General features: G+C 73.4%; 26 protein-coding genes. 15 read left to right on the forward strand and 11 right to left on the reverse strand.

What is annotated here, in order from left to right; genetic code table 11:
* Window position 1: 1 nt before the first annotated feature.
* The 4 genes from E0W78_RS04590 to E0W78_RS04605 all read left to right on the forward strand — a co-directional run bounded on the left by E0W78_RS04590 (window position 2) and on the right by E0W78_RS04605 (window position 3,035).
* Window positions 2-577 (forward strand): type 1 glutamine amidotransferase domain-containing protein, encoded by a 576-nt coding sequence (locus E0W78_RS04590; RefSeq protein WP_131402682.1) that lies wholly within the window; start codon window positions 2-4, stop codon window positions 575-577.
* The gene (locus E0W78_RS04595) at window positions 574-1,056 is read left to right on the forward strand and encodes a hypothetical protein (RefSeq protein WP_131402683.1); all 483 of its coding nucleotides are present in this window, start codon (window positions 574-576) and stop codon (window positions 1,054-1,056) included. The genes E0W78_RS04590 and E0W78_RS04595 overlap by 4 nt, the downstream gene beginning before the upstream one ends.
* Window positions 1,053-2,228, forward strand: coding sequence for a zinc-dependent alcohol dehydrogenase (locus E0W78_RS04600; protein WP_131402684.1), 1,176 nt, complete (start codon window positions 1,053-1,055; stop codon window positions 2,226-2,228). Before E0W78_RS04595 ends, E0W78_RS04600 begins: the two co-directional genes overlap by 4 nt.
* 204 nt (window positions 2,229-2,432) lie before the next feature.
* The gene (locus tag E0W78_RS04605) at window positions 2,433-3,035 is read left to right on the forward strand and encodes a DUF1345 domain-containing protein (protein WP_242686227.1); all 603 of its coding nucleotides are present in this window, start codon (window positions 2,433-2,435) and stop codon (window positions 3,033-3,035) included.
* Here E0W78_RS04605 and E0W78_RS04610 read toward each other — a convergent pair.
* Window positions 3,029-4,036, reverse strand: a complete 1,008-nt coding sequence (locus E0W78_RS04610) for a hypothetical protein (RefSeq protein ID WP_131402685.1) — start codon at window positions 4,034-4,036, stop codon at window positions 3,029-3,031. The two genes, E0W78_RS04605 and E0W78_RS04610, sit on opposite strands and share 7 nt — an antisense overlap.
* A gap of 135 nt (window positions 4,037-4,171) precedes the next feature.
* Window positions 4,172-5,593 (reverse strand): type I glutamate--ammonia ligase, encoded by a 1,422-nt coding sequence (gene glnA / locus E0W78_RS04615; protein ID WP_131402686.1) that lies wholly within the window; start codon window positions 5,591-5,593, stop codon window positions 4,172-4,174.
* Between the two features lie 196 nt (window positions 5,594-5,789).
* Between glnA and E0W78_RS04620 the strand changes: the two genes are divergently transcribed.
* Entirely contained in the window at window positions 5,790-6,155 is a 366-nt protein-coding gene (locus E0W78_RS04620; RefSeq protein WP_131402687.1) for an RDD family protein, read from the forward strand.
* Window positions 6,156-6,216: 61 nt separating this feature from the next.
* Here E0W78_RS04620 and E0W78_RS04625 read toward each other — a convergent pair whose 3' ends face one another.
* Both E0W78_RS04625 and lipA read right to left on the reverse strand, forming a co-directional pair.
* Window positions 6,217-6,924: a DUF4191 domain-containing protein gene (locus E0W78_RS04625; protein ID WP_131402688.1), complete on the reverse strand. Its 708-nt coding sequence runs from the start codon at window positions 6,922-6,924 to the stop codon at window positions 6,217-6,219.
* A 17-nt stretch (window positions 6,925-6,941) separates the two neighbouring features.
* Window positions 6,942-7,877, reverse strand: a complete 936-nt coding sequence (gene lipA, locus E0W78_RS04630) for a lipoyl synthase (RefSeq protein WP_131402689.1) — start codon at window positions 7,875-7,877, stop codon at window positions 6,942-6,944.
* 64 nt (window positions 7,878-7,941) lie between these two features.
* Between lipA and E0W78_RS04635 the strand changes: the two genes are divergently transcribed.
* The 4 genes from E0W78_RS04635 (at window position 7,942) to E0W78_RS04650 (ending at window position 11,988) form a co-directional block, all read left to right on the forward strand.
* Window positions 7,942-9,198, forward strand: coding sequence for a sensor histidine kinase (locus E0W78_RS04635; protein WP_131402690.1), 1,257 nt, complete (start codon window positions 7,942-7,944; stop codon window positions 9,196-9,198).
* 8 nt (window positions 9,199-9,206) lie between these two features.
* Window positions 9,207-9,851, forward strand: a complete 645-nt coding sequence (locus E0W78_RS04640; RefSeq protein WP_207392652.1) for a response regulator transcription factor — start codon at window positions 9,207-9,209, stop codon at window positions 9,849-9,851.
* Between the two features lie 80 nt (window positions 9,852-9,931).
* Window positions 9,932-10,807, forward strand: coding sequence for an ATP-binding cassette domain-containing protein (locus E0W78_RS04645; protein ID WP_131402692.1), 876 nt, complete (start codon window positions 9,932-9,934; stop codon window positions 10,805-10,807).
* Window positions 10,804-11,988 (forward strand): ABC transporter permease, encoded by a 1,185-nt coding sequence (locus E0W78_RS04650; RefSeq protein ID WP_131402693.1) that lies wholly within the window; start codon window positions 10,804-10,806, stop codon window positions 11,986-11,988. Before E0W78_RS04645 ends, E0W78_RS04650 begins: the two co-directional genes overlap by 4 nt.
* Before the next feature lie 3 nt (window positions 11,989-11,991).
* Here E0W78_RS04650 and lipB read toward each other — a convergent pair whose 3' ends face one another.
* Window positions 11,992-12,717, reverse strand: coding sequence for a lipoyl(octanoyl) transferase LipB (lipB, locus tag E0W78_RS04655; RefSeq protein ID WP_131402694.1), 726 nt, complete (start codon window positions 12,715-12,717; stop codon window positions 11,992-11,994).
* 67 nt (window positions 12,718-12,784) lie between these two features.
* Between lipB and E0W78_RS04660 the strand changes: the two genes are divergently transcribed.
* On the forward strand, window positions 12,785-13,198 hold the full coding sequence (locus tag E0W78_RS04660; RefSeq protein ID WP_131402695.1) for a hypothetical protein: 414 nt from the start codon (window positions 12,785-12,787) through the stop codon (window positions 13,196-13,198).
* Here E0W78_RS04660 and E0W78_RS04665 read toward each other — a convergent pair whose 3' ends face one another.
* From E0W78_RS04665 to sucB, 3 genes are read right to left on the reverse strand one after another with little or no spacing between them, the layout of a single operon-like run.
* Window positions 13,199-13,690: a DUF664 domain-containing protein gene (locus tag E0W78_RS04665; protein ID WP_131402696.1), complete on the reverse strand. Its 492-nt coding sequence runs from the start codon at window positions 13,688-13,690 to the stop codon at window positions 13,199-13,201.
* Entirely contained in the window at window positions 13,687-14,577 is an 891-nt protein-coding gene (locus E0W78_RS04670) for a TIGR01777 family oxidoreductase (RefSeq protein WP_131402697.1), read from the reverse strand. Before E0W78_RS04670 ends, E0W78_RS04665 begins: the two co-directional genes overlap by 4 nt.
* Before the next feature lie 14 nt (window positions 14,578-14,591).
* Complete coding sequence (sucB, locus tag E0W78_RS04675; RefSeq protein ID WP_131402698.1) at window positions 14,592-16,424, reverse strand: 2-oxoglutarate dehydrogenase, E2 component, dihydrolipoamide succinyltransferase; 1,833 nt, start codon at window positions 16,422-16,424, stop codon at window positions 14,592-14,594.
* A gap of 280 nt (window positions 16,425-16,704) precedes the next feature.
* Between sucB and E0W78_RS16705 the strand changes: the two genes are divergently transcribed.
* Window positions 16,705-17,292, forward strand: coding sequence for a hypothetical protein (locus tag E0W78_RS16705; RefSeq protein WP_207392635.1), 588 nt, complete (start codon window positions 16,705-16,707; stop codon window positions 17,290-17,292).
* 62 nt (window positions 17,293-17,354) lie between these two features.
* The gene (locus E0W78_RS04685) at window positions 17,355-18,083 is read left to right on the forward strand and encodes a class I SAM-dependent methyltransferase (RefSeq protein ID WP_131402699.1); all 729 of its coding nucleotides are present in this window, start codon (window positions 17,355-17,357) and stop codon (window positions 18,081-18,083) included.
* A gap of 4 nt (window positions 18,084-18,087) precedes the next feature.
* Here the strand turns inward: E0W78_RS04685 and E0W78_RS04690 are convergent, their stop codons facing one another.
* Complete coding sequence (locus tag E0W78_RS04690; RefSeq protein WP_131402700.1) at window positions 18,088-19,449, reverse strand: serine hydrolase domain-containing protein; 1,362 nt, start codon at window positions 19,447-19,449, stop codon at window positions 18,088-18,090.
* Window positions 19,446-20,885, reverse strand: coding sequence for a leucyl aminopeptidase (locus E0W78_RS04695; RefSeq protein ID WP_131402701.1), 1,440 nt, complete (start codon window positions 20,883-20,885; stop codon window positions 19,446-19,448). The genes E0W78_RS04690 and E0W78_RS04695 overlap by 4 nt, the downstream gene beginning before the upstream one ends.
* Before the next feature lie 77 nt (window positions 20,886-20,962).
* Here E0W78_RS04695 and gcvT point away from each other — a divergent pair, with 77 nt between their 5' ends.
* Both gcvT and E0W78_RS04705 read left to right on the forward strand, forming a co-directional pair.
* Window positions 20,963-22,060: a glycine cleavage system aminomethyltransferase GcvT gene (gcvT, locus tag E0W78_RS04700; RefSeq protein ID WP_131402702.1), complete on the forward strand. Its 1,098-nt coding sequence runs from the start codon at window positions 20,963-20,965 to the stop codon at window positions 22,058-22,060.
* Between the two features lies 1 nt (window position 22,061).
* Window positions 22,062-22,256, forward strand: coding sequence for a hypothetical protein (locus tag E0W78_RS04705; protein ID WP_131402703.1), 195 nt, complete (start codon window positions 22,062-22,064; stop codon window positions 22,254-22,256).
* Window positions 22,257-22,321: 65 nt separating this feature from the next.
* Here the strand turns inward: E0W78_RS04705 and E0W78_RS04710 are convergent, their stop codons facing one another.
* Window positions 22,322-22,873: a DUF3043 domain-containing protein gene (locus tag E0W78_RS04710; protein WP_207392636.1), complete on the reverse strand. Its 552-nt coding sequence runs from the start codon at window positions 22,871-22,873 to the stop codon at window positions 22,322-22,324.
* 178 nt (window positions 22,874-23,051) lie between these two features.
* On the opposite strand from E0W78_RS04710, the gene htpX reads away from it, so the two are divergent.
* Window positions 23,052-23,951: a zinc metalloprotease HtpX gene (htpX, locus tag E0W78_RS04715; protein WP_131402704.1), complete on the forward strand. Its 900-nt coding sequence runs from the start codon at window positions 23,052-23,054 to the stop codon at window positions 23,949-23,951.
* The last annotated feature ends 7 nt before the right edge of the window (window positions 23,952-23,958 follow it).

The raw sequence follows: 23,958 nt of genomic DNA on the forward strand, positions 1-23,958 counted from the left end.
CATGAGCTCGGCGCTGGACGGACGCCGAGTGGCGATCCTTGCCGCGGACGGCGTGGAGCGCGTCGAGCTCGAGGAACCGCGGCGCGCCCTCGACGGGGCGGGAGCCCGCACGGAGGTCGTGTCCCTCTCGGGAGGCGAGATCCAGGCGCGCGACCACGACCTCGAGGACGCCGGGACGTTCTCGGTCGACCGGACGGTGGCCGACGTGTCGCCCGACGAGTACGACGCGTTGCTCCTGCCGGGCGGGACGGTGAACCCCGACAAGCTGCGGATGGAGGCCGCGGCCGTGCAGTTCGTCCGGGCCTTCGTCGAGTCCGGCAGGCCGGTCGCCTCGATCTGCCACGGCCCCTGGAGCCTCATCGAGGCGGACGTCGTGCGAGGTCGCCGGCTGACCTCGTGGCCCAGCATCCGGACCGACCTGCGAAACGCGGGGGCCGAGGTGGTCGACGAGGAGGTCGTCACCGACGGCAACATCACGACGAGCCGGTCGCCGGACGACCTGCCCGCCTTCTGCGAGCGGATCGTGGAGGAGTTCGCCGCGGCAGGGTCGGACACCGGGGCGAGAGGCGTCCGATGAGCACCGTCCTCACCCGGGTCCTGAGCCGCGCCACCCATGTCGTCGGCTCCCTCGTCAGCCGGGTCCGGTCCCGGCTTGGCGGGTCGTCGCCGGCCGGGGCGGGGCGCTCCGCGTCCGGCTGGCTGTCCGTGACCGTGCTGACCGAGCCCGCCGCGCTCGAGGGGGCCGCACTGCCCGCGCCGCTGGCCGAGCTGGGGGACCGGATCGACGTCCGGCTGCGCCCGGCCCCGGGTGACAGGGGCACCGAGCTGTCCGCCCGGCTCAGGTCGGGCGCGCCCCGGGGGAGCGCCGGCAGCCGGCTCAGCGGCTCGGACCCCGAGGCGGACCTGCGCTCGGCCCTGCGCCGGGCCAAGCAGCTGCTCGAGGTCGGCGAGGTGCTGGCGGTCGATCCGGCACCGCACGGCAGGCGGAGCGCCACGCCTGGCGGGACCCTGCTCGAGTCCTGGACGAAGGCTGCTCCGAAGGCAGGTGTGCGATGAGGGCCGTGACCTGGCGTGGGGTCAACGAGATCGGCGTGGAGGACGTGCCGGACCCCAGCATCCTGAACGGCCACGACATCATCGTCGAGGTCGGCCTGAGCGCCACGTGCGGCTCCGACCTGCACCTGGTCGGCGGGTACATCCCCGCCATGCGGGCGGGCGACGTGCTGGGGCACGAGTTCATGGGCACCGTCGTCGAGACCGGCCCGGACGTGACCCGGCACCAGGTCGGCGACCGCGTCGTCGTCGTCTCGTTCACCAGCTGCGGACAGTGCTGGTACTGCCGCCAGGGCCTGTTCTCGCTGTGCGACAACGGCAACCCGAACCCCGGCATCACCGAGGCGCTCTGGGGCCAGGCGATCGGCGGCTGCTACGGCTACTCCCACGCCATGGGCGGCTGGGCGGGCAGCCATGCTCGCTACATCCGGGTGCCCTACGCCGACCAGGGAGCCTTCGCCATCCCCGACGGCGTGAGCGACCAGCGCGCCCTGTTCGCCTCGGACGCGGCACCCACCGGATGGACCGGCGCGCACCAGGCCGGGGTGCAGGCGGGCGACGTGGTCGCGGTGTGGGGTGCCGGCGGCGTCGGCCAGATGGCCGCGCGCGCCGCGATGCTCATGGGCGCCGAGCGGGTGGTCGTCATCGACCGGATCGCCAACCGGTTGGAGCAGGTGCGCACGCACGTCGGGGCCGAGGTGCTCGACTACGAGCAGACCGACGTGCCCGCCGAGCTGCGCGAGCTCACCGGCGGGCGGGGCCCGGACGTGTGCATCGAGGCGGTGGGCATGGAGGCCCACAGCCCGGGCCCGCAGCACCTGTACGACCAGGTCAAGCAGCAGCTGCGTCTGCAGACGGACCGTCCGACCGCCGTCCGTGAGGCGATCTACGCGTGCCGCAAGGGCGGCACGGTGTTCACCCTCGGCGTGTTCGGCGGCGTGGTGGACAAGTTCCCGCTGGGCGCCGTCATGAACAAGGCGCTGACGCTGCGGGGCGCCCAGCAGCACGGGCACCGCTACATCCCCGAGATCCTCGACCGCATGAGCCGGGACGAGGTGCGGACCGAGCACCTCGCCACCCACGTCATGTCGCTGGAGGACGGGCCGAGGGGATACCGGATGTTCAAGGAGAAGGAGGACGGCTGCGTCCGGGCCGTGTTCGTCCCGGGCACGTGAGCGGCGGCCAGAGGTCATGGAGTCGATGTGTGTGCGAGCGACGACCCGTCGCGGACCGCACCGGGTCCGCGTCGAGGGTCCGGGCGTGATGATCACTCGCTCGGCGCGCCTGCCGCGGGGGAGCGAGTGACGCCCCCGGCCGGGCGCCGGCGGGAGGACGACCGCCCGCGCCCGGGCCGCCTGCTGTCGGCCCGGCGCGCGCTGATGAGCCTCGTCGTCGGCCTGCTCGCCGGCGTGGCGGTCGGTCTCGCCGCGACCTTCCAGCTCATGCCGCTGGTCAGCTGGACCGTGACCGTGTCGGTGCTGCTCACCTGGGTGTGGTGGAAGAGCTGGCCGCAGGACGGCGAGGGGACCGAGCGCCTGGCCGAGCAGGAGCAGTCCACCCGGTCGACCGACGTGTGGCTCATCGCGGCCGCGGCCGCCAGCCTGGCCGTCGTCGTGGTCGCCCTCGTGCAGTCGAGCGGCCAACGCGGCCCCACGGCGGTGGCGTCCGTGCTCCTGAGCGTGCTCAGCGTGGCCCTGTCGTGGGCGTTGGTGAACACCGTGTACGCGTTCAAGTACGCACGGATGTACTACGTCGACGAGCCCGACCTGGGCGGGATCGACTTCAGGCACGACCACCCGCCGACCTACAGCGACTTCGCGTACATGGCGTTCACGATCGGGATGTCGTTCGCCGTCTCCGAGACGGAGCCGACGGCGACCCGCGTCCGGCGCGTCGCGCTGGGTCACGCGTTGCTGTCCTACGCGTTCGGCACCGGAGTCCTCGCGGTGGCCATCAACCTGGTGACCAACCTGGGTCAGTGACCCTTGGAGCTGTCGTCGTCCTCCGCCAGGCGCTCGCGGCGCTCCTCCTCCCGCTTGGAGTACGCCGCCGCGCGGATCGCCTCGTCCGACTCCAGGCCGCTGCCCAGCGCACCTCCGACGGTGGCGGCCGACGCGACGAACCAGCTCAGCAGGAACAGGTCGCCGTAGCCGAACGACATCCGCACGTACCCGCCCATCACGGACGGGTCGAGCACGAACAGCGCCCACGCCAGGTTCAGGACGTACAGCGCGACGTAGCAGATGACCACCCCGACGGTCAGCGTCAGGAGCGTCGAGGTGTTGTACAGCCGTGACCTATCTCGCGCCTCCGCGGAGTCGTCGTCGGGGCGGTCCCAGAGCCGGCCGTCGATCACCAGCCACCCGACGACGAGCGAGATCGAGATGACCGTCGCGATCACCAGGCGCCACCACGACAACGACCCGGCCAGCAGCCACACGGTGGAGTTGATGGTGGCGATGGCGCCCGTCGTCAGGGCGGCGACGAGGGCGGACTTCAGCCCGGGCACGAGCAGCCACGGACGGTTGGCGAGCACCATGCCGAGGAGGAGTCGCCACCGGCCGCTGCGCCGGGGGAGCGGCACGCGGTGGTCGGAGTCCGAGTCCGGCTCCGCCAGGCCGCTGACGACGTCGCGGAGCGCCCGTCCACTTCGGCTGTGCATGCTCACGCCGCCCAGCGCCGGCAGGGACAGCACGGCGGCCCGCTGCTGCGGGTCGGTCTCGACCTGCAGGTAGCGCCCGTCGTCGTCGCGGAGCGGAAGCTCCGTGAGTCCGACGACGACGTCCCAGTGGTGCTCGCGGGCCAGGTCGGTCAGTCGGGCGAACGCGGTGTCCACGTCCTCGCTCGCGACGGTGAACGGCTCGCTGAGGACGTGGACGTCCCAGTCGCGGCGGCCGTCGGACGGGTCGAGGTCGCGGTGGCCGTGGGCGATCTGCGTGGGCTTGGCGGGGTCGGCGACGAGGCCGACGCGAAGCGTCTCCATGTCAGGCGGGTAACCCCCGTCCGCGGCGGGGTAACGCGTGAGCGGCCGGGGCGCGGTCTGCACGCAGCAGCCCCCGCCCGGGCGTACCGGGCGGGGGCTGCTGTCGGGGGAGTGCCGGCGGTGCCGGGCTCCCGATCAGATGTCGTAGTACAGCTCGAACTCGTGCGGGTGCGGGCGCAGCTGCACGGGGAGGATCTCCTCGTTGCGCTTGTAGTCGATCCACGTCTCGATCAGGTCGGGCGTGAAGACGCCGCCCTGGAGGAGGAACTCGTGGTCGGCCTCGAGCGCGTCGAGCACCGCGTTGAGGGAGGTCGGCGTCATGTCGATCGCCTCGTACTCCTCCGGCGGCAGCTCGTAGATGTTCTTGTCGATCGGGGCGGCCGGCTCGATCTTGTTCTTGATGCCGTCCAGGCCGGCCATGAGCAGCGCGGCGAAGGCCAGGTACGGGTTGGCCGACGGGTCGGGGCAGCGGAACTCGATGCGCTTGGCCTTCGGGTTCGAGCCGGTGATCGGGATGCGGACGCACGCCGAGCGGTTGCGCGCGGAGTAGACGAGCGCGATCGGGGCCTCGAAGCCCGGCACCAGGCGGTGGTAGGAGTTCACCGTCGGGTTGGTGAACGCCAGCAGCGCGGGGGCGTGCTTGAGGATGCCGCCGACGTACCAGCGGGCGACGTCGGAGAGTCCGCCGTAGCCGGCCTCGTCGTAGAACAGCGGCTCGCCGTCCTGCCAGATCGACTGGTGGACGTGCATCCCCGAGCCGTTGTCGCCGAAGATCGGCTTCGGCATGAACGTGACGGTCTTGTCCGCGGCCCACGCCGTGTTGCGGATGACGTACTTGAACTTCATGACGTCGTCGGCCGACTTCAGCAGCGTGTCGAAGTTGTAGTTGATCTCGGCCTGGCCGGCGGTGCCCACCTCGTGGTGCCCGCGCTCGACGGTGAGGCCCACGTTCTCGAGGTTGCTCATCATGTCGTCGCGCAGGTCGGCGAAGTGGTCGGTCGGCGTGACGGGGAAGTAGCCGCCCTTGTAGCGGACCTTGTAGCCGCGGTTGTCGGCGATCTCGTCACCGGTGGCCCAGGCGCCGGCGGACGACTGGATCTCGTAGAACGAGCGGTTCGCGCTGGTCTCGAACTTCACCCGGTCGAAGATGTAGAACTCGGCCTCGGGCGCGAAGTACGCGGTGTCGCCGATGCCGGTGGTGGCCAGGTACGCCTCGGCCTTGCGGGCGACGTTGCGCGGGTCGCGCGAGTACGCCTCGCCGGTGATCGGGTCGTGGACGAAGAAGTCCATGGCGATCGTCTTGTGCGCGCGGAACGGGTCGACGTACGCCGTCTTCGGGTCCGGGAACAGCGCCATGTCGGACTGGTCGATGCTCTGGAAGCCACGGACCGAGGAGCCGTCGAAGGCCAGGCCGTTCTCGAACACGCCCTGGTCGAAGGACGACACCGGCACCGTGAAGTGCTGCTGGATGCCCGGCAGGTCGGTGAACCGGACGTCGATGAACTCGACACCCTCGTCCTTGATGAACTTGAACAGCTCGTCGGCGTTGCCGAACATGTGGCCTCCTCAGCCTGGCCGCCCGCTGCGCGGCCTGTCGTGCTTTGTTGGGCTTCTGCGGTGCGACGCGCGCACCCTCGCCGTCGAACCTAACGGGGCGCAGTTTCTCGTCAGTCACCGCATTGTTTCGGGCATGTTACGGCGGTCGGAGGGATGCTGCGACCCGGTTTCGCGGGCCCCTGGCTAGGCTCGCGGCGTGGAGAATGCTGGCTGGCCGCGTCGTGTGGGTGCTCTGTTCGTCGACTGGATGATCGCGTGGGCGACCACCCTGCTGATCACCGGGACGAGCTACGTGGACGCCTCCGACGAGCTGCCGTTCTGGCTCCCGATCCTCGTCTTCTGGGTCGAGGTGACGCTCGTGACGTCCCTGCTGGGCATGTCGATCGGCAAGCGGCTGTTCGGCATCCGCGTGGCCGGCTACGACGGCCAGCCCATCGGCCCGCCCGGTGCCGCGATCCGCACCGCGCTGCTGTGCCTGGTGATCCCCGCCCTGCTCGTGACCGACCGCCAGCGCGGCCTGCACGACGTCGCGGCCAAGTCCATCGTCGTCAAGGTCGCCTAGGCCGGACGCACGAAGGCCCGCCTCCCAGCAGGGAGGCGGGCCTTCGTGCGTGTCGGGCCGCTCAGCCGCGCATGGCCTTGCGGTGGCCGCGCATGCTCGTGGGGACCGGGCCGCGGGGCATGGGCGCCGGCGGACGCATCGCGTCGAGCGCCTTGGTGCGCGAGACGACCTCGGTGACCTGCGCCGGCTTGATCGCCTTCTTCATCTTGCGCACGTGCTTGACCAGCTTGGTGACCGGCACCTGGCCCTCGCCGCGGCCGACGACGACCTCGTGGATCGGGACGTCGGCGCCGACGATGCGCGCGTGCTTCTTGCGCTCGGACGACAGGAGCTGGCGGACGCCGCCGGGGGAGCCCTCACCGACGAGGATGACGCCCGGACGGCCCACGACGCGGTGGACGACGTCCTGCTGGCGGTTGAACGCGACGGCCGGCTTGGTGACCCAGCCGCGGCGCAGCATCGTCAGGACGCTCGCGCCGGCGCCGATCTGGCCCTCGACCTGGGCGTACGCGGCCTTCTCGGCGCGCTTGCCGAAGATGATGAGCGCGCCCAGCGTGCCGCCGAACAGCGCCAGGACGACGCTCATGATGATGCCCAGCACGCCGGTGCCGAAGATCCACAGGCTGAGGCCGACGAACAGGCCGCCGACCACCAGGAAGGCGAGCAGCATGTACAACGGCAGCGCACGGTCGGTGCGTCGCGTCATGGTGAACGCCTGACGCATCTGGGCGATGCGGCCGGCGGGGACTTCGGGCTGGGCAGCAGACATGCGACCCAGTCTAGTCGTCAGTGCTGAAGCGAGGCGCGCGCGTCGACGGCCTGCTGGTACAGGCGGCCGGCGCGGTACGACGAGCGCACGAGCGGGCCGGACATGACGCCCAGGAAGCCGATCTCGTCCGCCTCGTCCTTGAGCTCCACGAACTCCTGCGGCTTCACCCAGCGCTCGACCGGGTGGTGGCGCGGGGAGGGGCGCAGGTACTGCGTGATCGTGATGAGGTCGCAACCGGCCTCGTGCAGGTCGCGCAGCGCCTCGGAGACCTCCTCGCGGGTCTCGCCCATGCCCAGGATGAGGTTGGACTTGGTGACCAGGCCGTACGCGCGCGCCTGCGTCAGCACGTCGAGCGAGCGCTCGTAGCGGAACGCCGGGCGGATGCGCTTGAACAGGCGCGGGACGGTCTCGAGGTTGTGCGCGAGCACCTCGGGGCGGGAGTCGAAGACCTGCTCGAGCAGGTCCGGCTTGCCGTTGAAGTCGGGGATGAGGTTCTCGACGCCGGTGCCGGGGTTGAGCGCGTGGATCTGGCGCACCGTCTCGGCGTACAGCCAGGCGCCGCCGTCGGGCAGGTCGTCACGGGCGACACCGGTGATCGTGGAGTACTTCAGCTGCATCTTCTGGACGCTCTCGGCCACGCGGCGCGGCTCGTCGCGGTCCAGGTCGGCGGGCTTGCCGGTGTCGATCTGGCAGAAGTCGCAGCGACGGGTGCACTGCTCGCCGCCGATGAGGAAGGTGGCCTCGCGGTCCTCCCAGCACTCGAAGATGTTGGGGCACCCGGCCTCCTGGCACACCGTGTGCAGGCCCTCGCCCTTCACCAGCCCCATGAGCTCGGTGTACTCAGGACCCATCTTCGCGCGGGTCTTGATCCACTCGGGCTTCTTCTCGATGGGGGTCTCGGCGTTGCGGACCTCGAGTCGGAGCAGCTTGCGGCCGTCGGGTGCGATCGTCACGCGGTCACTCTACGCCCGGCTGTGAAGTCGACCACCCCTGCGTCGGAGGCATAGGGTCGGCGCCGTGAGGCCCCGCATCGACCGCTCCTGGGACCGTCCGCCCCCCACGTCCGCGCAGGTGCGCACCGACGTCCTGACCGGCGTCGCGCTCGCCGTGCTGAGCGTCGCGTCCGTGGAGGTGTTCCACAGCGCGAACGGCGCCTCGCTGGGCTGGCGTGGCGTCGAGGGCTACCTCTGGTTCGCCCTCGCAGGGCTGGCGCTGGCCGGACGCCGGGCGCTGCCGCTGACGACGCTCGTGGTCGAGTCGGTCGTCTTCGTCGTGGTCGGCGAGCGCATGGTGCAGCTCGGCGTCATCTTCACGATCCAGATGATCATGTTCGCCGCCTTGTACAGCGCCTGGGCGTGGTCGCGCCGGCCGCGGGCGCTCGTCGCCGCGACCGTGGCGGTGCTGGTGGTCATGTTCGGCTGGCTGGCCATCGTGTTCGCACGACCGTCGGCGATGCCGGACCGCCCGCAGACCGGCCTGCTCGACCCGGACGCGGCGATCATCGTCTACAGCCTGGCGATCAACGTCGTGTACTTCCTCGGGGCCATCGTGTGGGGCCAGGCCGCGTGGCAGAGCGCCCGCCGTCGTGCCCTGGTCGAGGCGCAGGTCGAGAACGAGCGCCGCCGCCAGGACGCCGAGCGGCGCGAGGCGGTGCAGGCCGAGCGGCTGCGCATCGCGCGCGACCTGCACGACGTCGTGGCCCACCACGTCAGCGGCATCGGCGTCCAGGCTGCCGGCGCCTCACGGATGATCGACGTCCGGCCCGACACCGCGCGCCAGGCGCTCGGGACGATCGAGGTGTCCTCGCGCCGGGCGGTGACCCAGATGCAGCAGCTGGTCGGGCTGCTGCGCGGCCCGAGCGACGGCCCGGCCGAGCGCGGCCCGCAGCCCGGCCTGGCCGACCTGCCCGCGCTCGTCGCCGAGACCCGCGAGCCGAGCGCGACCCTGACCGTCGTGGGGGAGCCGCGACCGGTCGACCCCGGCGTGGGCCTGTCGCTGTACCGCGTCGTGCAGGAGGCGCTCACCAACGTCCGCCGGCACTCCACCGCGCGCGAGGCCCGCGTGACCGTGCGTCACCTCGACGACCCGCGCGCCGTCGAGGTCGAGGTGCTGGACGACGGCACCCCGCGCGCCCCGCACGAGGCGTCCGGCGGGCACGGCCTCGTCGGCGTGCACGAGCGCGCCGCGGCGCACGGTGGCGTCGCCGAGACCGGCCCGCGTCCGCAGGGCGGCTTCCGGGTGCGGGTCCGCGTCCCGGTCGAGGACGCTGCGTGAGCGCCCCGGTGCGCATCCTGCTGGCCGATGACCACGACCTCGTCCGGGCCGGCTTCACGATGATCCTGGCCGTCGAGGACGGGCTCGAGGTCGTGGGCGAGGCCCGCGACGGGGCCGAGGCGGTGCGCCAGGTGGCCGCGCTCGCGCCCGACGTCGTGCTCATGGACGTCCAGATGCCCGGCACGGACGGCATCGCGGCCACCGAGCGCATCACCGCCGAGCACCCCGGCACCCGGGTCGTCATCCTCACCACCTTCGACGACGACGAGTACCTGTTCGCCGGCCTGCGCGCAGGGGCCAGCGGCTTCCTGCTCAAGAACTGCCCGCCCGAGGAGCTCGTCTCCGCCGTCCGTCACGTGGCCGACGGGCATGCGCTGCTCGCCCCGGAGGTGACTCGGAGGGTCATCGCCCGCTCGGCCTCGCGCGGCTCGCAGGACCTCGACGACCGCGTCGCCGGCCTCACCGACCGCGAGCGCGACGTGCTCGCGCTGGTCGCCCGCGGGCTCAGCAACGCCGAGATCGCCCGCGAGCTGCACATCAGCGGGGCGACGGTGAAGTCGCACGTCTCGCGGGTGCTGGCCAAGACCGGCGCCCGCGACCGGGTGCAGGCCGTGGTCGTCGCGTACGAGTCCGGATTGGCCGGCCGGGACTGACCGTCTCGTCCGCGCGGACGAGGCAGGTGTAGCCGCGCGGCCGATGCGGAGCCACGCTCGCCGTCCGTAGCGTCGGGGCCATGCTCACCGTCGAATCCCTGACCCGTGCCTTCGGCGACACCGTCGTCGTGGACGACGTGTCGTTCCAGGTCCGTCCCGGACGGATGACCGGCTTCGTCGGCGCCAACGGCGCCGGCAAGACCACCACCATGCGGATGATGATGGGCGTCCTCGCGCCCACCTCCGGCCGCGTGCTGTGGGACGGCCACGACGTCACCGCCGCCGAGCGCCGCCGCTTCGGCTACATGCCCGAGGAGCGCGGCCTGTACCCGCGGATGGCCGTGGCCGACCAGCTCGTCTACTTCGCCCGGCTGCACGGCATGGACGCGCCCAGCGCCCGCGCCCGGACGGCCGACCTGCTCGAGCACTTCGGCCTCAGCGAGCGGGCCGGCGACCTGCTCGACACGCTGTCGCTGGGCAACCAGCAGCGCGTGCAGATCGCCGCCGCCCTCGTCCACGAGCCCACCGCGCTGGTGCTCGACGAGCCGTTCAGCGGCCTGGACCCGCTGGCCGTCGACTCGATGGTCGACCTGCTGCGGGACGAGGCCGGCACCCTGCCGGTGCTGTTCTCCAGCCACCAGCTCGACCTCGTGGAGCGGCTCTGCGACGACCTCGTCGTGCTGTCGCGCGGACGCGTCGTCGCGTCCGGCAGCGCCGACGCCCTGCGCGGCAGCGCCCGTGAGCGGCACCGCGTCAGGCTCGGCGGCGACGCCGCCTGGCTGCGCGACGTGCGCGGCCTGACGGTGCTCGACGCCGACGGCCCCACCGCCCTGCTCGAGCTCGAGGACCTCGCCGTCGCCGAGCTCGTCCGCCTGCTGACCGAGCGCGCCGACGTGCTCGAGGTCGCCACCGTCCGCCAGCCGCTGTCCGAGATCTTCCGGGAGGTCACCCGATGAGCACCGACCCCAGCACGCGTGGCATGTGGCGCGTCGTCGCCCAGCGCGAGGCGTCCGTCCAGGTCCGGCAGAAGTCGTTCCGCTGGTCCACCGTCATCTCCGTGCTCGGCGTCGTGCTGTTCGTCGTCGGCCTGCACTGGTTCCAGGGCCGCGACCAGGACCGCACCGTCGCCGTGGTCGACGCCGAGGCTGCGGCCATCGTGTCGTCGGCGGCGGACGTCGCACGAGCCGCTGATGACCGCGTGAGCGTCGAGTCCGAGCAGCACGACGACGTCGCGGCGGCCGAGGACGCCGTCCGCGACGGCGACGCGGACGCCGCGCTCGTCCTCACCACCGAGGGCTGGGAGGTCGTGGGCGACCGCGACGTCGACTCCACGCTGTCCACCTCGCTGTCGGTGGCGGCCCGCTCGGCGGCGCTCGAGGCGAACGCGTCCGCCCAGGACGTCGACCTGGCGGCGCTCGAGAGCGGCGCGGCCGTGGGGGAGCGCCTGCTCGACCCGACCGCCGACGAGTCCGGCACCCGCCAGGCGGTGTCGTTCGTCTTCGTGCTGCTGTTCTTCCTCACCGCGATCGGCTTCGGCATGGCGATCGCCGGCAGCGTCACGCAGGAGAAGGAGAGCCGGGTGGTCGAGATCCTGGCCGCGGCCGTCCCGATCCGCCAGCTCCTGTGGGGCAAGATCGCCGCCAACACGGTGCTGGCCGTCGGGCAGGTGGTGCTCTACGCCGTCGCCGGCGTCGCGGCCCTCCTGGCCACCGGCCAGCGGGGCGTCCTGGACGTCGTCGGCACCCCGTTGCTCTGGTACGTGCTGTTCTTCCTGGTCGGCTTCGTCGCGCTGGCCAGCCTGTGGTCGGTGGCCGGGTCGTTGGCCTCGCGCCAGCAGGACCTGCAGTCGACGACGCTCCCGGCGCAGCTGCTGGTGATGGGCCCGTACTTCCTGGCCGTGCTCGGCGGGGAGCAGCTCAAGACGATCTTCTCGATGGTGCCGGTCGTCTCGTCGATGATGATGCCCGCCCGCATGGCCGAGACGGACGTGCCGTGGTGGCAGGTCGCGGTGGCGCTCGGCGGCACCGTGCTGGCCGCGATCGTGCTCGTGCGGATCGGCGCGCGGGTCTACGAGCGGACGCTGCTGCGCACCGGCGACAAGATCTCCTACCGCGAGGCGCTGCGCCTGGCCGAGTGAGGCCTAGAGCAGGGCGATGGACGGGTGCTCGTCCGCGACCCGCTCGATGTCGGGGGAGGGCTCGAACGGGGCCCAGCCGAGCAGGTCGCGCAGGTGCGGCTCGACGGCGGCGGCCGCCTCGTGGACGTCCACGGGGCGGCCGAGCTCGAGCGCCAGGCTGGTGACGCCGGCGTCGGAGATGCCGCACGGGACGAACCGGTCGTAGGCGCTCATGTCCATGTCGCAGTTGAGGCTGAAGCCGTGCATCGTCACGCCGCGCGAGACGCGGATGCCGATCGCCGACAGCTTGCGCTCGGGGCGTCCGTCGCCGGCGGCGACCCAGACGCCCGAGCGGCCCGGCACGCGTCCGGTCGTCACACCGAGGTCGGCGGCGGCGCGGATGACCGCCTCCTCGACCCGGCGCACGTAGTCGACGACGAGCACGTGCTTGGGCAGCTTGACGATCGGGTAGCCGACCAGCTGGCCGGGCCCGTGGTAGGTGATCTTGCCGCCCCGGTCGACGTCGACGACCTTCGAGCCGTCCTGGGGGCGCTCCCACGGCTCGGTGCGCTTGCCGGCGGTGTAGACGGCCGGGTGCTCCAGCAGCAGCAGGGTGTCGGGGCCGGTGTCGGCCACCCGGGCGGCGTGCACCTCGCGCTGCAGCTCCCAGGCCTGCTCGTAGTCGAGCGCGGCCGGACCGAGCCAGTCGGCGACGACGACGAGAGCGTCCGGGACGTGCGCGGGGGCCATGGCCACACCGTACTCCGGCTGTGGACGACGCCCGCCCGGACCGGCGCCGCGGGCACAGGCTTAGGCGATGATCGACTGGCTGCTGGTCCTGGTCGCCGCGCTGGGCGGGTCGCCCGACCCCGGGTGCCTGGTGCTGGGAGCGCTCGACGAGCGCCGTGCCCACGCCCTCGAGCACGACGACCCCGCTGCCCTGGCGCAGGTGTACCGGCCGGGCTCGACCCTGCTCGCCGCCGACCGGGCGGTGCTGGACGCCTACCGCGAGCGGGGCCTGCAGTTGCGCGGAGGACGGGTCGAGCGGCTCTCGTGCACCACCGCGCAGGAGGCGGCCGGACGCTACGAGGTGGACGTCGTCGACCGCGTGGCCGAGGCGGCCGTCGAGGCGCCGGACGGACGTCTCGTGCTGCCTCGCGACCGTCCGAGCCGCCACGTCGTCACGCTCGTGCGGACGCCGGAGGGGTGGCGGGTCGAGCGGGTGCGCTGACTAGCCGCGAGCGAGCTCGACGGCGACGTCGAGGTGGCCCAGGTGGCGCGCGTACTCGTCGCTGACGTGCAGCAGGATCGCCTGCAGGGTGGCCGGCTCGTCCTCGGGCGACGACCCGCGCCGCCGGCCGCGCGCGTCGAGCCCATGGGCGGCGACGATCTCGCGGGTGCGGCGGCCTCCGGCGTCCAGACGCTCCAGCAGCTCGTCCAGCGGCACGTCGTCGAGCCACGGGGCGCCGACGACGTCGTTGCCGTCACCCCAGACGTCCGGCAGGTCGAGGCCCAGGAAGCGCCACTCCAGCCACCGGCGCTCCATGTGCACGAGGTGGTTGAGCAGCCCGAGCGGGGACCAGCCGGACGGGACGCGCGAGACGGTCAGGTCGGACGGGGCGAGCTCGCCCAGGCGCGCCCGCACGTCGGCGCGGTGCGCGTCGAGGTAGGCGAGCAGGGCCTCGGCGACGTCGTCGGGAAGCCGGCCGTGGTGCTCGATCACGCCAGCGCGGCCTTCAGGGTCGACGCGAGCGACGGGTGCGCGAACGCGAACCCGGCCGCCTCCAGCGCCGCCGGACGCACGTCGAGCGAGCCGAGCAGGTCGTCGGCGATGCCGCCCAGCGCGAGCCGGATGGCGGGGGAGGGCACGGCCAGCACCGTGGGGCGGTGCAGCTGGCGCCCGAGCTCGGCGGTGAACTCGGCGTTGGTGACCGTCTGCGGGATCGAGACGTTGAACGGTCCGGCGAGCGACTCGTGCTCGACCAGGAACGTCACCGCCGCGACCCAGTCGTCGCGCGAGACGATCGACATGCGCTGGCGGCCCGAGCCCAGCCGTCCGCCGACGCCCAGGCGGAACGGCACGGCCATGAGCTTGAGCGCGCTGCCCGAGGCGTCCATGACGAGCGAGGTGCGGACCAGGCAGACGCGGGCACCGGCGTCGGCGGCCGGGGCCGTGGCGGCCTCCCACTGCTGCGAGACGTCGGCCAGGAAGCCGCTGCCGGGACCGGCGGACTCGTCGAGCGAGTCGTCACCGCGGTCGACGCCGTACCAGGACATGCCCGAGCCGGACACGAACGCCGGCGGGCGGTCGGCCGCGGCGATGGCGCGAGCCAGCGTGCCGGTGGCGCCGAGCCGCGACTGCAGGATCTCGCGCGCGTACGAGGCCGTGCGGGGCCAGCGCGAGATGTTCGCGCCGGACAGGTTCACCACGGCGTCGGCCGCGCCGACCGGGGCCTGGTCGACGCGGCCGTCCGCGGGGTCCCAGCGGGACGCGTCCGGTGCCGAGTCGTCGCCACGCACGAGGCGCGTGACCTCGTGGCCGCGCTGGCGCAGCGCGGCCACGAGCGGGGTCCCGAGGAACCCCGACGCGCCTGCGACGACGACGTGCACCGGACGACCGTCCGTCAGAGGCCGAGCTCGGCCTCGAAGGAGCCGTTCTGCAGGCGCTCCTTCACGGTGGTGAGGAAGCGGCCCGCGTCCGCGCCGTCGATGATGCGGTGGTCGTACGTGAGCGACAGGTACGCCATGTGGCGGACCGCGATGCTCTCGCCGCCGTGCGCGTCGGTGATGACGACCGGGCGCTTGACGACCGCGCCGACGCCGAGGATGGCGACCTGCGGCTGGTTGATGATCGGCGTGTCGAACAGGGCGCCGTTGCTGCCCAGGTTCGTGATCGAGAACGTGCCGCCCGAGAGCTCGTCCGGGGTGATCTTGTTCGTCCGCGTGCGGTCGGCCGCGTCGGCGATCTTGCGGGCCAGGCCGGCGATCGACAGGTCGCCCGCGTCCTTGATCGTGGGGACGAGCAGGCCGCGCTCGGTGTCGACCGCGATGCCCAGGTGCTCACCGGCCGGGTACGTGATCGTGCCCGCCTCCAGGTCGAGCGAGGAGTTCAGGCGCGGGTACACCTTGAGCGCCTCGACGGCGGCCTTCGCGAAGAACGGCAGGAACGTGAGCTTGACGCCCTCGCGCTGCAGGAACGCGTCCTTGTGCTTGGTGCGCAGGCGCGCGATCTCGGTGACGTCGACCTCGTGGACCTGCGTCAGCTGGGCCGAGACCTCCAGCGACTCGACCAGGCGCGAGGCGATGACCTTGCGCAGGCGCGAGAGCTTCTCGGTCTTGCCGCGCAGCGGGGACGGCTCCGACGCGGCGGCCGGGGCCTGGCTCGCGGCGGGCGCCGCGGGGGCGGCGGCCGGCTCGGGCTGCTGCTGGGCGGCCTTGGCCGCGTCCAGGACGTCCTGCTTGCGGATGCGTCCGCCGACGCCGCTGCCGGTGACCGACGCCAGGTCGACGCCGTGCTCCTTGGCGAGCTTGCGGACGATCGGGGTCACGTAGGACTCGGCCTCCGACGACTCCGACGACGCCTGGGCCGGGGCGGACTGCTGCGCGGCCTGCGGCGTCGGGTCGGGCGTGGCCTGCGGCTCGGGCTCGGGGAAGCCGGTGGGCTGCGGGGTGGGCGCGGCCTCCTGCTTCGGCTCCTCCTGCTGCTGGGGGGCCGGCTCCTGCTTCGGCTCCTCGGCCGGGGCCTGCTCCTGCGGGGCCTGCTGCGGCTGCTCGGGCTCGCTCTGCTGCGGGGCGGACGCGCCCTGCTCGCCGATGACGGCCAGCTCGGCGCCGACCTCGACGGTCTCGTCCTCGTCGACCTTGATCTCCAGCAGGGTGCCGGCGACCGGCGAGGGGATCTCGGTGTCGACCTTGTCGGTGCTGATCTCCAGCAGCGGCTCGTCGACGGCCACGTCGTCGCCGACCTGCTTGAGCCAGCGGGTGACGGTGCCCTCGGTGACCGACTCGCCCAGCGCGGGCAGGGTCACGGACGTGCCCTCGCCGCCGGAGGCCGGCTTGGCCTCGGGCTGCGGGGCGGGCGCCTCCTCGGCGGCCTCGTGCTGCTCCTCGGCGCTGGCCTCGGAGGACGTCTGCTCGGGCTCGGGGGAGGCCAGCTCCTCGTTGTCCTGGCTCGGGGCGCTCTCGCCACCGGAGGACTCGCCACCGCCGGCGGACTCGCCCTCGTCACCGATGACGGCCAGCTCGGCGCCGACCTCGACGGTGTCGTCCTCGTCGGCCTTGATCTCCAGCAGGACGCCGGCCACGGGCGAGGGGATCTCGGTGTCGACCTTGTCGGTGGAGATCTCCAGCAGCGGCTCGTCCACCGCGACGGTGTCGCCGACCTGCTTCAGCCAGCGGGTGACGGTGCCCTCGGTGACGCTTTCGCCGAGAGCGGGGAGGGTGACTGACGTGGCCATGGTGTCCTCTGCTTGGTTGTCAGGCGTGAGCCGGGATCGGTACGCGGGGACCGGACGCCGGTGCGGCGTCGGTGAGCTGGGTGGCGGTGCGGAGTCGTCCGGCCGGACGGCTCGACGCGTGCGCGCGGGCACGGCGACGGAGGTCGGCGATCGAGGTGTCGACCACGGTGCCCTCCCTTTCGCTCGGAACTGTCTGCATCTTTCCACTGCGCCGCGCACGGCCGCCACCGGGGGGCTGTGACCCGGATCTCCTTCCCTTGCGTCCGGCACACTTGTCCGCATGCCGCTGTTCGGACGTCGCCGCACCGCCCCCTGGCCCGTGGGGGCGGCCCGTCGTGCCCGCGAGTCGCTCCAGGAGGAGCTGGAGGCGTTCGTGTCCTCGCGTGCCGGCGTCGAGGCGTTCCTCGAGCCGGCCTCGGCGACGTCCGGGCTCTCCCTGCTGCTGGTCGCCGGCGACGGGGAGTCCACCCGGCGTCCGGTCGAGTCGCCGAAGGCCGCGAACCGGCTGGCCGCCGCCCTGGGCGTCCCGCTGTACGAGGTCAACCGGGTCGGCTACCCCCAGCGCATGCGCGACTACGCCCTGCGCCAGCAGGGCCGTCGTCCGCGCTCGCCGTTCTCGACCGCCGGCCCGACGGCCGCCGAGCCCGAGCCCGCCGCCCCGACCGGGTACTCGTCACCGCGCGAGCGCGAGGCGATCACCGTCCTCGAGCGGGCCGCCGGCGACGAGAGCGGGTCGAGCCCCGCGGACGAGGAGGCGCTGGGTCGCCTGTTCCGTCGGGCCCGGGCCGCGAGCCACCCCGACCGCTTCGACGGCGACCGGGTCCGCTGGGACGAGGTCGAGCAGGCCGGACGCGTCCTCGGCCTCTAGCGCCGGACACGCCCCGCGCCCCGCCTAGGATCGCCGCAGCCGAGCGACCGAGGGGGCCGACCGTGGAACGTCACGTCGAGAGCGTGGAGGACGTCCTCGCGCTCCTGGACACCCTCTTCGACGACGGTGCCGACCGCTGGAGCAGCGGCGGGGGAGCCGACTGGTGGGACGCCTTCTACGCCGACCGCGAGCGCGGCGTGCCGTTCTTCCGCGAGGCGCCGGACGAGTCGCTCGTCGCGTGGCACGAGGCGGGCCGCCTCCCGCGGGGCGGCCGCGTGCTCGACCTGGGCTCCGGACCCGGCCGCAACGCCGTGTGGCTGGCGCAGCAGGGCTACGCGGTGGACGCCGTCGACCTGTCGGCCGAGGCCGTGCGGTGGGGCGGCGAGCGAGCGTCCGCGGCCGGCGTCGACGTGCGGTTCGTCCACGGCGACGCCTTCGCGCTGGAGGTCGACGAGCCGTACGACCTGGTCTACGACTCCGGGTGCTTCCACCACCTGCCGCCGCACCGCCGGCTCAGCCACCGCTGGCTGCTGGAGCGGGCCCTGCGGCCCGGCGGGGCGTTCGGCCTGGTGTGCTTCGCCTGGGGCGCGATGGGCACGCAGGCGCCGGACGTCGACCTGTACCGCGCCGGGGGACTGGCGGGCGGGGTCGCCTACCGCGACGACGACCTCCGCCGCCTGTTCGGCTGGCTGCGCCCGGTCGAGCTGCGCCGCATGGAGCCGCGGCCGGACGACTCACCGGTCTTCGGCGAGGACTTCCTGTGGGCCGGCCTGTTCGAGCGCCCGGCCTGAGCGGTCAGTGCCAGCCGAGGTCGTCGTGGCCGCCGGGCACGCCGGTGCCGAGGTCGTACGGCGTCCGGGTGAGGACGAACGAGGCGACCTCGAGCGCCACCACGGCCCCGGCGTCGTCGCGGCGCAGCGTCATCGGCTCGCCGGCGAAGTAGCCGGCCTCGCCGACCCACGTGCCGTCGCCCGTCGCGCGGAAGCGGGCGCCGCGGCCCTGGCCGGGCTCGCCGAGCCGCAGCGCGCCGTCCGGCTCCAGCACGAGACGGAAGGGGTACGTGCCCCAGAACCAGTCGCCGACCAGGTCGAGCCGCTCGGCCTGGGCCGGGTCCGCCGTCCACGCCGGGGCGCCGGCCGCCGGCTCGCGCTCGGCCAGCAGGTCCAGCAGCTCCGCGCCCACCGGGCCGAGCCCGGACGTGGCGTTGGCCAGCACGACGACGCCGTCGCCGGACGCGAGGTCGACCCGCAGGTTGGCCAGGAACCCCGGCATCGACCCGCCGTGCCCCGCGTAGCGGCGTCCGTCGACGTTCCAGACCTGCCAGCCGAGGGCGTGGGCGCCGGTCCAGGGGAGCCCGACGAGGTCATTCACCGCGACCGGCACCAGGGACTCCTGCAGCGTCCGCGCCTCGAGGACGCCCTCGGTGCGTCCGCCCAGGAACGCCGCCCAGCGGGCCAGGTCGCGGGCGGACGACCACAGCTGCCCGGCCGGGGCCATCGCGAGGGCGTCGTGCTCGGGCTCGGCGTGGACGAGGTCCGCGAAGGGGTGCACGGCCAGACCCGGGGCGGCGGGAGCCTCGGGACGCAGGGTCGTGCGGGTCATGCCGAGCGGCGTCAGCAGCTCGTCGCGCACGACCTCGTGCCACGGCCGTCCGGCGAGCCGGGTCACGAGCTCGCCCAGCACGGCGTACCCGACGTTGGAGTAGTGGAAGCGGGTGCCCGGCGTCGAGCGCAGGGCCGTCGACGACGCCGCGAGCTCCGCCCACGGGACGCCCGCGGTGCGCTCCCACCAGTCGCCGTCGTTCTCGGCCTGCAGCCCGGACGTGTGGGTGAGCAGCTGGGCCACGGTCACGTGCCCGCAGGGCAGCTCGGGCAGGTGCGTGCCGACGCGGTCGCCGAGGTCGAGCCGTCCGGCGTCGCGCAGCCGGAGCACGGCCACGGCGACGAGGGTCTTGGTGATCGAGCCGATCCGGTACTGCACGTCGGCCGACGCCGCGGTGCCGCCGGCCCGCCCGTCGAGCGTGCCGGCAGCGCCGGTCCACACGACCTCGCCACCGCGCACGAGCGCCGCGGTGACCGACGGCAGCCGCTGGGCGGACTGCTCGCGGGCGAGCCGCGCGTCCAGCGCCCGCGCGGTGGCGGGGTCGAGCGGGGTCACGCGGTCAGGTGCTCGGCGAGCCGGACGAGCGTCCGCACGCCCGCGCCGGTGCCCCCGACCGGGGTGTAGTCGAACGCGCCGCCCTCGTTGAACGCCGGGCCGGCGATGTCGAGGTGGGCCCACGGCGTCTCGCCGACGAACTCGCGCAGGAACGCGGCGGCGAACAGCGTGCCGCCGGCCGGCTTCGGGTTGTGCTGGCGCAGGTCGGCGATCGACGAGGTGTGGACGCGGTGGGCGACCTCCTCGGGGATCGGCAGCGGCCACATCGGCTCGCCGGCCAGCTTGGCCGCGTCGAGCACCTGCTCGCCGAGCGCGTCGTCGTTGGTCAGCACGCCGGCGGTGCGCTCGCCCAGGGCGACGATCGCCGCGCCGGTGAGGGTCGCGACGTCGACGACCAGGTCGGGCTCGAGCTCGGTGGCCAGGGCCAGACCGTCGGCCAGGACGAGGCGTCCCTCGGCGTCGGTGTTGTGCACCTCGACGGTCTTGCCGCTGCGCATGGTCAGCACGTCGCCGGGACGCGTGGCCGAGCCGCCGGGCATGTTCTCGGCGAGGCAGGCGAACGCGGTGACCTTGATCGGCAGGCCGAGGCGGGCGATCGCCACGGTGGCCGCGACGATGGCGGCGGCGCCGGCCATGTCGCACTTCATCGTCTGCATCGACGCGCCGGGCTTGATCGAGAGTCCGCCCGAGTCGAACGTGATGCCCTTGCCGACCAGCGTGAGGTGCTTGGTCGCGCCCTCGGGCGCGAGCTCCAGGCGCACGAGGCGCGGGGGAGCGTCGGAGCCCTGGCCCACGCCGAGGATGCCGCCGCAGCGCTCGTCGGAGAGCGTCGCCTCGTCCCACACCGTGACGGCGAGGCCGGGCACGTCGAGCGCGGCGATCTCGTCGGCGAACTGCGGCGGGCGCAGGTCGCCGGGCGGGCAGTTGACCCAGTCGCGGGCCAGCGCGACGGCCTCGACGACCGTGCGGGCGGTCGTGACGGCCTGCTCGGCCTCGCCGGCGTCCAGGTCGGTGACGACGACGGCGGTCTCGAGCGACGGCGGCACCTCGTCCTCGGCCGGGGCGGCCTTGAAGCGCTCGTAGCGGTAGGCGGCGAGCAGTGCGCCCTCGGCGACGGCGGCGACCTCCGCGGCCGTGCCGGCCGACAGGTCCAGCGCGACGGTGGCGGCGCGCGGGACGGCGCGGACGGCGTTCGCGGCCGCCCGGCGCAGGTCCTCGGGGCTCGGCTCGGCCGCGAGGCCCACCGCGACGACGAGCGGGGCGGACGCGGCGCCGTTCGACGGGACGACCGTGACGCTGCCCGGCTTGCCGGTGAAGCCGAGCAGCTTCAACGGCTCGCTCAGGCCGAGCGGGTCGTCGTCGGGGCGGACGCCCAGGACGAGGGCGTCGGCCTCGGTCGTCGTGGGCTGGGAGGAGGTCACGGTGACGGCAGGCATGCCTCCCACCCTAGGACCCCGCGCTGCTCGCGCGTCCCGCGTGCCGAGGCAGCCCTGACGACGCTAGGTTGGCCGCCATGGAGCCGCTGCACTCGCCCCTGCACGACCGCCACCTCGCGCTGGGCGCCAAGCTCGCCGAGTTCGGCGGCTGGAGCATGCCGTTGGAGTACGCCGGCGGCGGGGTGCTCGCCGAGCACAAGGCCGTCCGCGAGGCGGTGGGCCTGTTCGACGTCAGCCACCTGGGCAAGGCGCTGGTGCGCGGCACCGGTGCGCTCGGCTTCCTCAACGCCTGCCTGACCAACGACCTGCAGCGCATCGGCCCCGGTCGGGCGCAGTACACGCTGTGCTGCGACGACGACGGCGGCACCGTCGACGACCTCATCGCGTACGTGCGCAGCGACTTCGAGGTCTTCCTCATCCCGAACGCGGCCAACACCGCGGCGGTCGTCGCGAAGCTGCAGGCCGCCGCGCCCGACGGCGTCGAGGTGACCAACCTGCACCGCCAGTACGCGGTGCTCGCCGTCCAGGGACCGCTGAGCGACGAGGTGCTGCAGGCGCTCGGGCTCCCGACCGACCACGACTACATGTCGTTCGTCGACGCGACCATCGGCGGCCAGGAGGTCACCGTCTGCCGCACCGGCTACACCGGCGAGCGCGGCTACGAGCTCGTCGTCACGTCCGAGGGCGCCGAGGCGGTGTGGGACGCGGTCATGGCGGCCGGCGAGCCGCACGGCATCCGGGCCTGCGGCCTGGGCGCCCGCGACACCCTGCGCACCGAGATGGGCTACCCGCTCCACGGCCACGAGCTGTCGGCCACGATCAGTCCGGTCATGGCCCGGGCCGGCTGGGCGGTCGGGTGGGACAAGGCCAGCTTCTGGGGCAAGGACGCCCTCACGCGCCAGCGGGCCGAGAAGACCGTCCGCACGCTGCGCGGGCTCAAGGCCGAGGGCCGCGGCATCCCGCGTCCGGGCATGGTCGTGCGCGACGGCGACGCCGAGGTCGGCGAGGTCACCTCGGGCACGTTCTCGCCGACGCTGCGCACCGGCATCGCCCTCGCGCTGCTCGACCCCGGCACCCCCGACGGCGCGACGCTGACGGTCGACGTCCGGGGTCGCCAGGAGTCGTTCACGGTGGTCAAGCCGCCGTTCGTGGACCCCTCGACCAAGGAGGCATGACATGGGCTGGAGCTGGACGTACGAGAAGGCCGACGGCACCCCGACCGGCCGCTCGGAGGAGTTCGAGAGCCGCAGCGACGCCGAGACCTGGATCGGCGAGGCGTTCGGTGACCTGCTGGACGCCGGCGTCGACCAGGTGCGGCTGCTGGACGGCGAGACCGAGGTCTACGGCCCGATGGGCCTGGCCGCCGAGTAGCCACGCACGACGACGCCCCACGTCCGCGAGGGACGTGGGGCGTCGTCGTGCCCGGAGGGCGAGGGTCAGTACCGCTCCTTGAGCGGCGCGCCGCGCGGCACCATCGCCTTCGGCAGGCGGAAGCGGCGCAGCTGGGTCGACCGGAGCAGCGCGTAGGACGTCGTGCCGCGGACGTGCTCGGCGCCGAAGCGCGTGCGGATCTGGCGGCGCACCCCGACCACGAGCCGGACCGAGTCCAGGCCGACCAGCAGGATCGTGGCCATCCAGAGGTAGACCACCACCACGGAGCCCCACTCGCCGCCGACCGTGCTGAGCACGAGCATGAGGACGAGCAGCGGCAGCAGGAACTCCGCCACCGAGAACCGGCGGTCGACGTAGTCGCGCACGAACGCCTTGACCGGCCCGCGGTCGCGGGACGGGAGGTCCGCCGCGCTGCCCTCGCCGGCCAGCGCACGACGCTGCTTCTCGCGCGCCGAGTCACGCATCGCGCGCTGGGCCTTCATCTGGTCCTTGCGCGTGTTCGCCTTCTTCATCTGGGCCTTGCGCGCGGCCTCGGCCTCGCGGCGCGACGGCGTCGGGCGGCCCTTGCCGCCGGGCTGGTCGTTGTGCTCGCTCACGGGCGGACCTCCGAGAAGAACGCACGGTACGGACGCCCGCCCGTGACAGGGTTGATGGTTCGCTCGCTCTGCTCGCTCACGGGCTACAGAGTAGGGGGTGCGTCCTGGCCGCCGGACGCCCGTCGCAGGTGGTGGCCGCTGGCTATCCTGGCGCCATGGCGCACGAGGACGCATCGCGATGAGGGCCGTCAGCTTCCGCAAGGACCCGGGCCTGTCCGCCCGCATGGGCGGCGTCAGCCTGGGGCTCGGGGCGCTCTACGTGCTGTTCGGCGTCGTGCTCATGCAGTGGATGGGCAGCGCCGTGCTCGGCTTCGCCGTCGTGCTCGTCATGGCCTGGGGCCAGTGGTTCTTCTCCGACACCCTCGCGCTGCGCTCGATGCGCGCCAAGGTCGTCACGGCACAGCAGGCGCCCGAGCTGCACGCGATGATCGACCGACTGTGCCTGCAGGCCGGTCTGCCGAAGCCGAAGGTCGCGATCGCCCAGACCGACGTCCCCAACGCCTTCGCCACCGGCCGCTCGCCGAGCCGGTCGGCGGTCTGCGTCACCACGGGCATCCTGCAGCGGCTCACCGCCGACGAGCTCGAGGGCGTCCTGGCCCACGAGCTGGCGCACGTGGCCAACCGTGACGTCTCGGTCATGACCGTCGCGTCGTCGCTCGGCCTGCTGGCCGGCTTCGTCACCCAGTGGGGGTTCCTGCTCGGCGGCGGACGCAACCGCAACAACGGCGGCCCGGCGTTCATCGTCGTGTGGCTGGTCAGCATGGTCGTGTACTTCCTCAGCTTCATCCTCACGCGCAGCCTGTCGCGGTACCGCGAGCTGAGCGCCGACCGGCGGGGCGCCTACCTCACCGGCGACCCCCGCCAGCTCGCCACCGCGCTGCAGAAGATCTCCGGCGACATGACGCGCCTGACCCCGGCCCAGGTCGAGCAGACGCAGGGCGCGAGCGCGTTCTTCTTCGCGCCGGCGCTCAGCCGCCAGTCGTTCTCGGCGCTGTTCTCGACCCACCCGCCGCTGGAGCAGCGGCTCGCGCAGCTCGCGCAGATCGAGGTTGAGATGCGCAACCCCGGCGCGTCCTGACCGGGGT

It is taken from the genome of Aeromicrobium sp. IC_218 (assembly GCF_004336805.1).
Classification (GTDB): domain Bacteria; phylum Actinomycetota; class Actinomycetes; order Propionibacteriales; family Nocardioidaceae; genus Aeromicrobium.

Coding starts and splice junctions, on each gene's coding strand:
- gcvT (WP_131402702.1), top strand. CDS start 20,963: ATGGAGCCGCTGCACTCGCCCCTGCACGACCGCCACCTCGCGCTGGGC.
- glnA (WP_131402686.1), bottom strand. CDS start 5,593: ATGTTCGGCAACGCCGACGAGCTGTTCAAGTTCATCAAGGACGAGGGT.
- E0W78_RS04590 (WP_131402682.1), top strand. CDS start 2: ATGAGCTCGGCGCTGGACGGACGCCGAGTGGCGATCCTTGCCGCGGAC.
- E0W78_RS04645 (WP_131402692.1), top strand. CDS start 9,932: ATGCTCACCGTCGAATCCCTGACCCGTGCCTTCGGCGACACCGTCGTC.
- E0W78_RS04605 (WP_242686227.1), top strand. CDS start 2,433: ATGAGCCTCGTCGTCGGCCTGCTCGCCGGCGTGGCGGTCGGTCTCGCC.
- E0W78_RS04600 (WP_131402684.1), top strand. CDS start 1,053: ATGAGGGCCGTGACCTGGCGTGGGGTCAACGAGATCGGCGTGGAGGAC.
- E0W78_RS04705 (WP_131402703.1), top strand. CDS start 22,062: ATGGGCTGGAGCTGGACGTACGAGAAGGCCGACGGCACCCCGACCGGC.
- E0W78_RS04660 (WP_131402695.1), top strand. CDS start 12,785: ATGATCGACTGGCTGCTGGTCCTGGTCGCCGCGCTGGGCGGGTCGCCC.
- lipB (WP_131402694.1), bottom strand. CDS start 12,717: ATGGCCCCCGCGCACGTCCCGGACGCTCTCGTCGTCGTCGCCGACTGG.
- E0W78_RS04610 (WP_131402685.1), bottom strand. CDS start 4,036: ATGGAGACGCTTCGCGTCGGCCTCGTCGCCGACCCCGCCAAGCCCACG.
- E0W78_RS04650 (WP_131402693.1), top strand. CDS start 10,804: ATGAGCACCGACCCCAGCACGCGTGGCATGTGGCGCGTCGTCGCCCAG.
- E0W78_RS04695 (WP_131402701.1), bottom strand. CDS start 20,885: ATGCCTGCCGTCACCGTGACCTCCTCCCAGCCCACGACGACCGAGGCC.
- sucB (WP_131402698.1), bottom strand. CDS start 16,424: ATGGCCACGTCAGTCACCCTCCCCGCTCTCGGCGAAAGCGTCACCGAG.
- E0W78_RS16705 (WP_207392635.1), top strand. CDS start 16,705: ATGCCGCTGTTCGGACGTCGCCGCACCGCCCCCTGGCCCGTGGGGGCG.
- htpX (WP_131402704.1), top strand. CDS start 23,052: ATGAGGGCCGTCAGCTTCCGCAAGGACCCGGGCCTGTCCGCCCGCATG.
- E0W78_RS04595 (WP_131402683.1), top strand. CDS start 574: ATGAGCACCGTCCTCACCCGGGTCCTGAGCCGCGCCACCCATGTCGTC.
- E0W78_RS04625 (WP_131402688.1), bottom strand. CDS start 6,924: ATGTCTGCTGCCCAGCCCGAAGTCCCCGCCGGCCGCATCGCCCAGATG.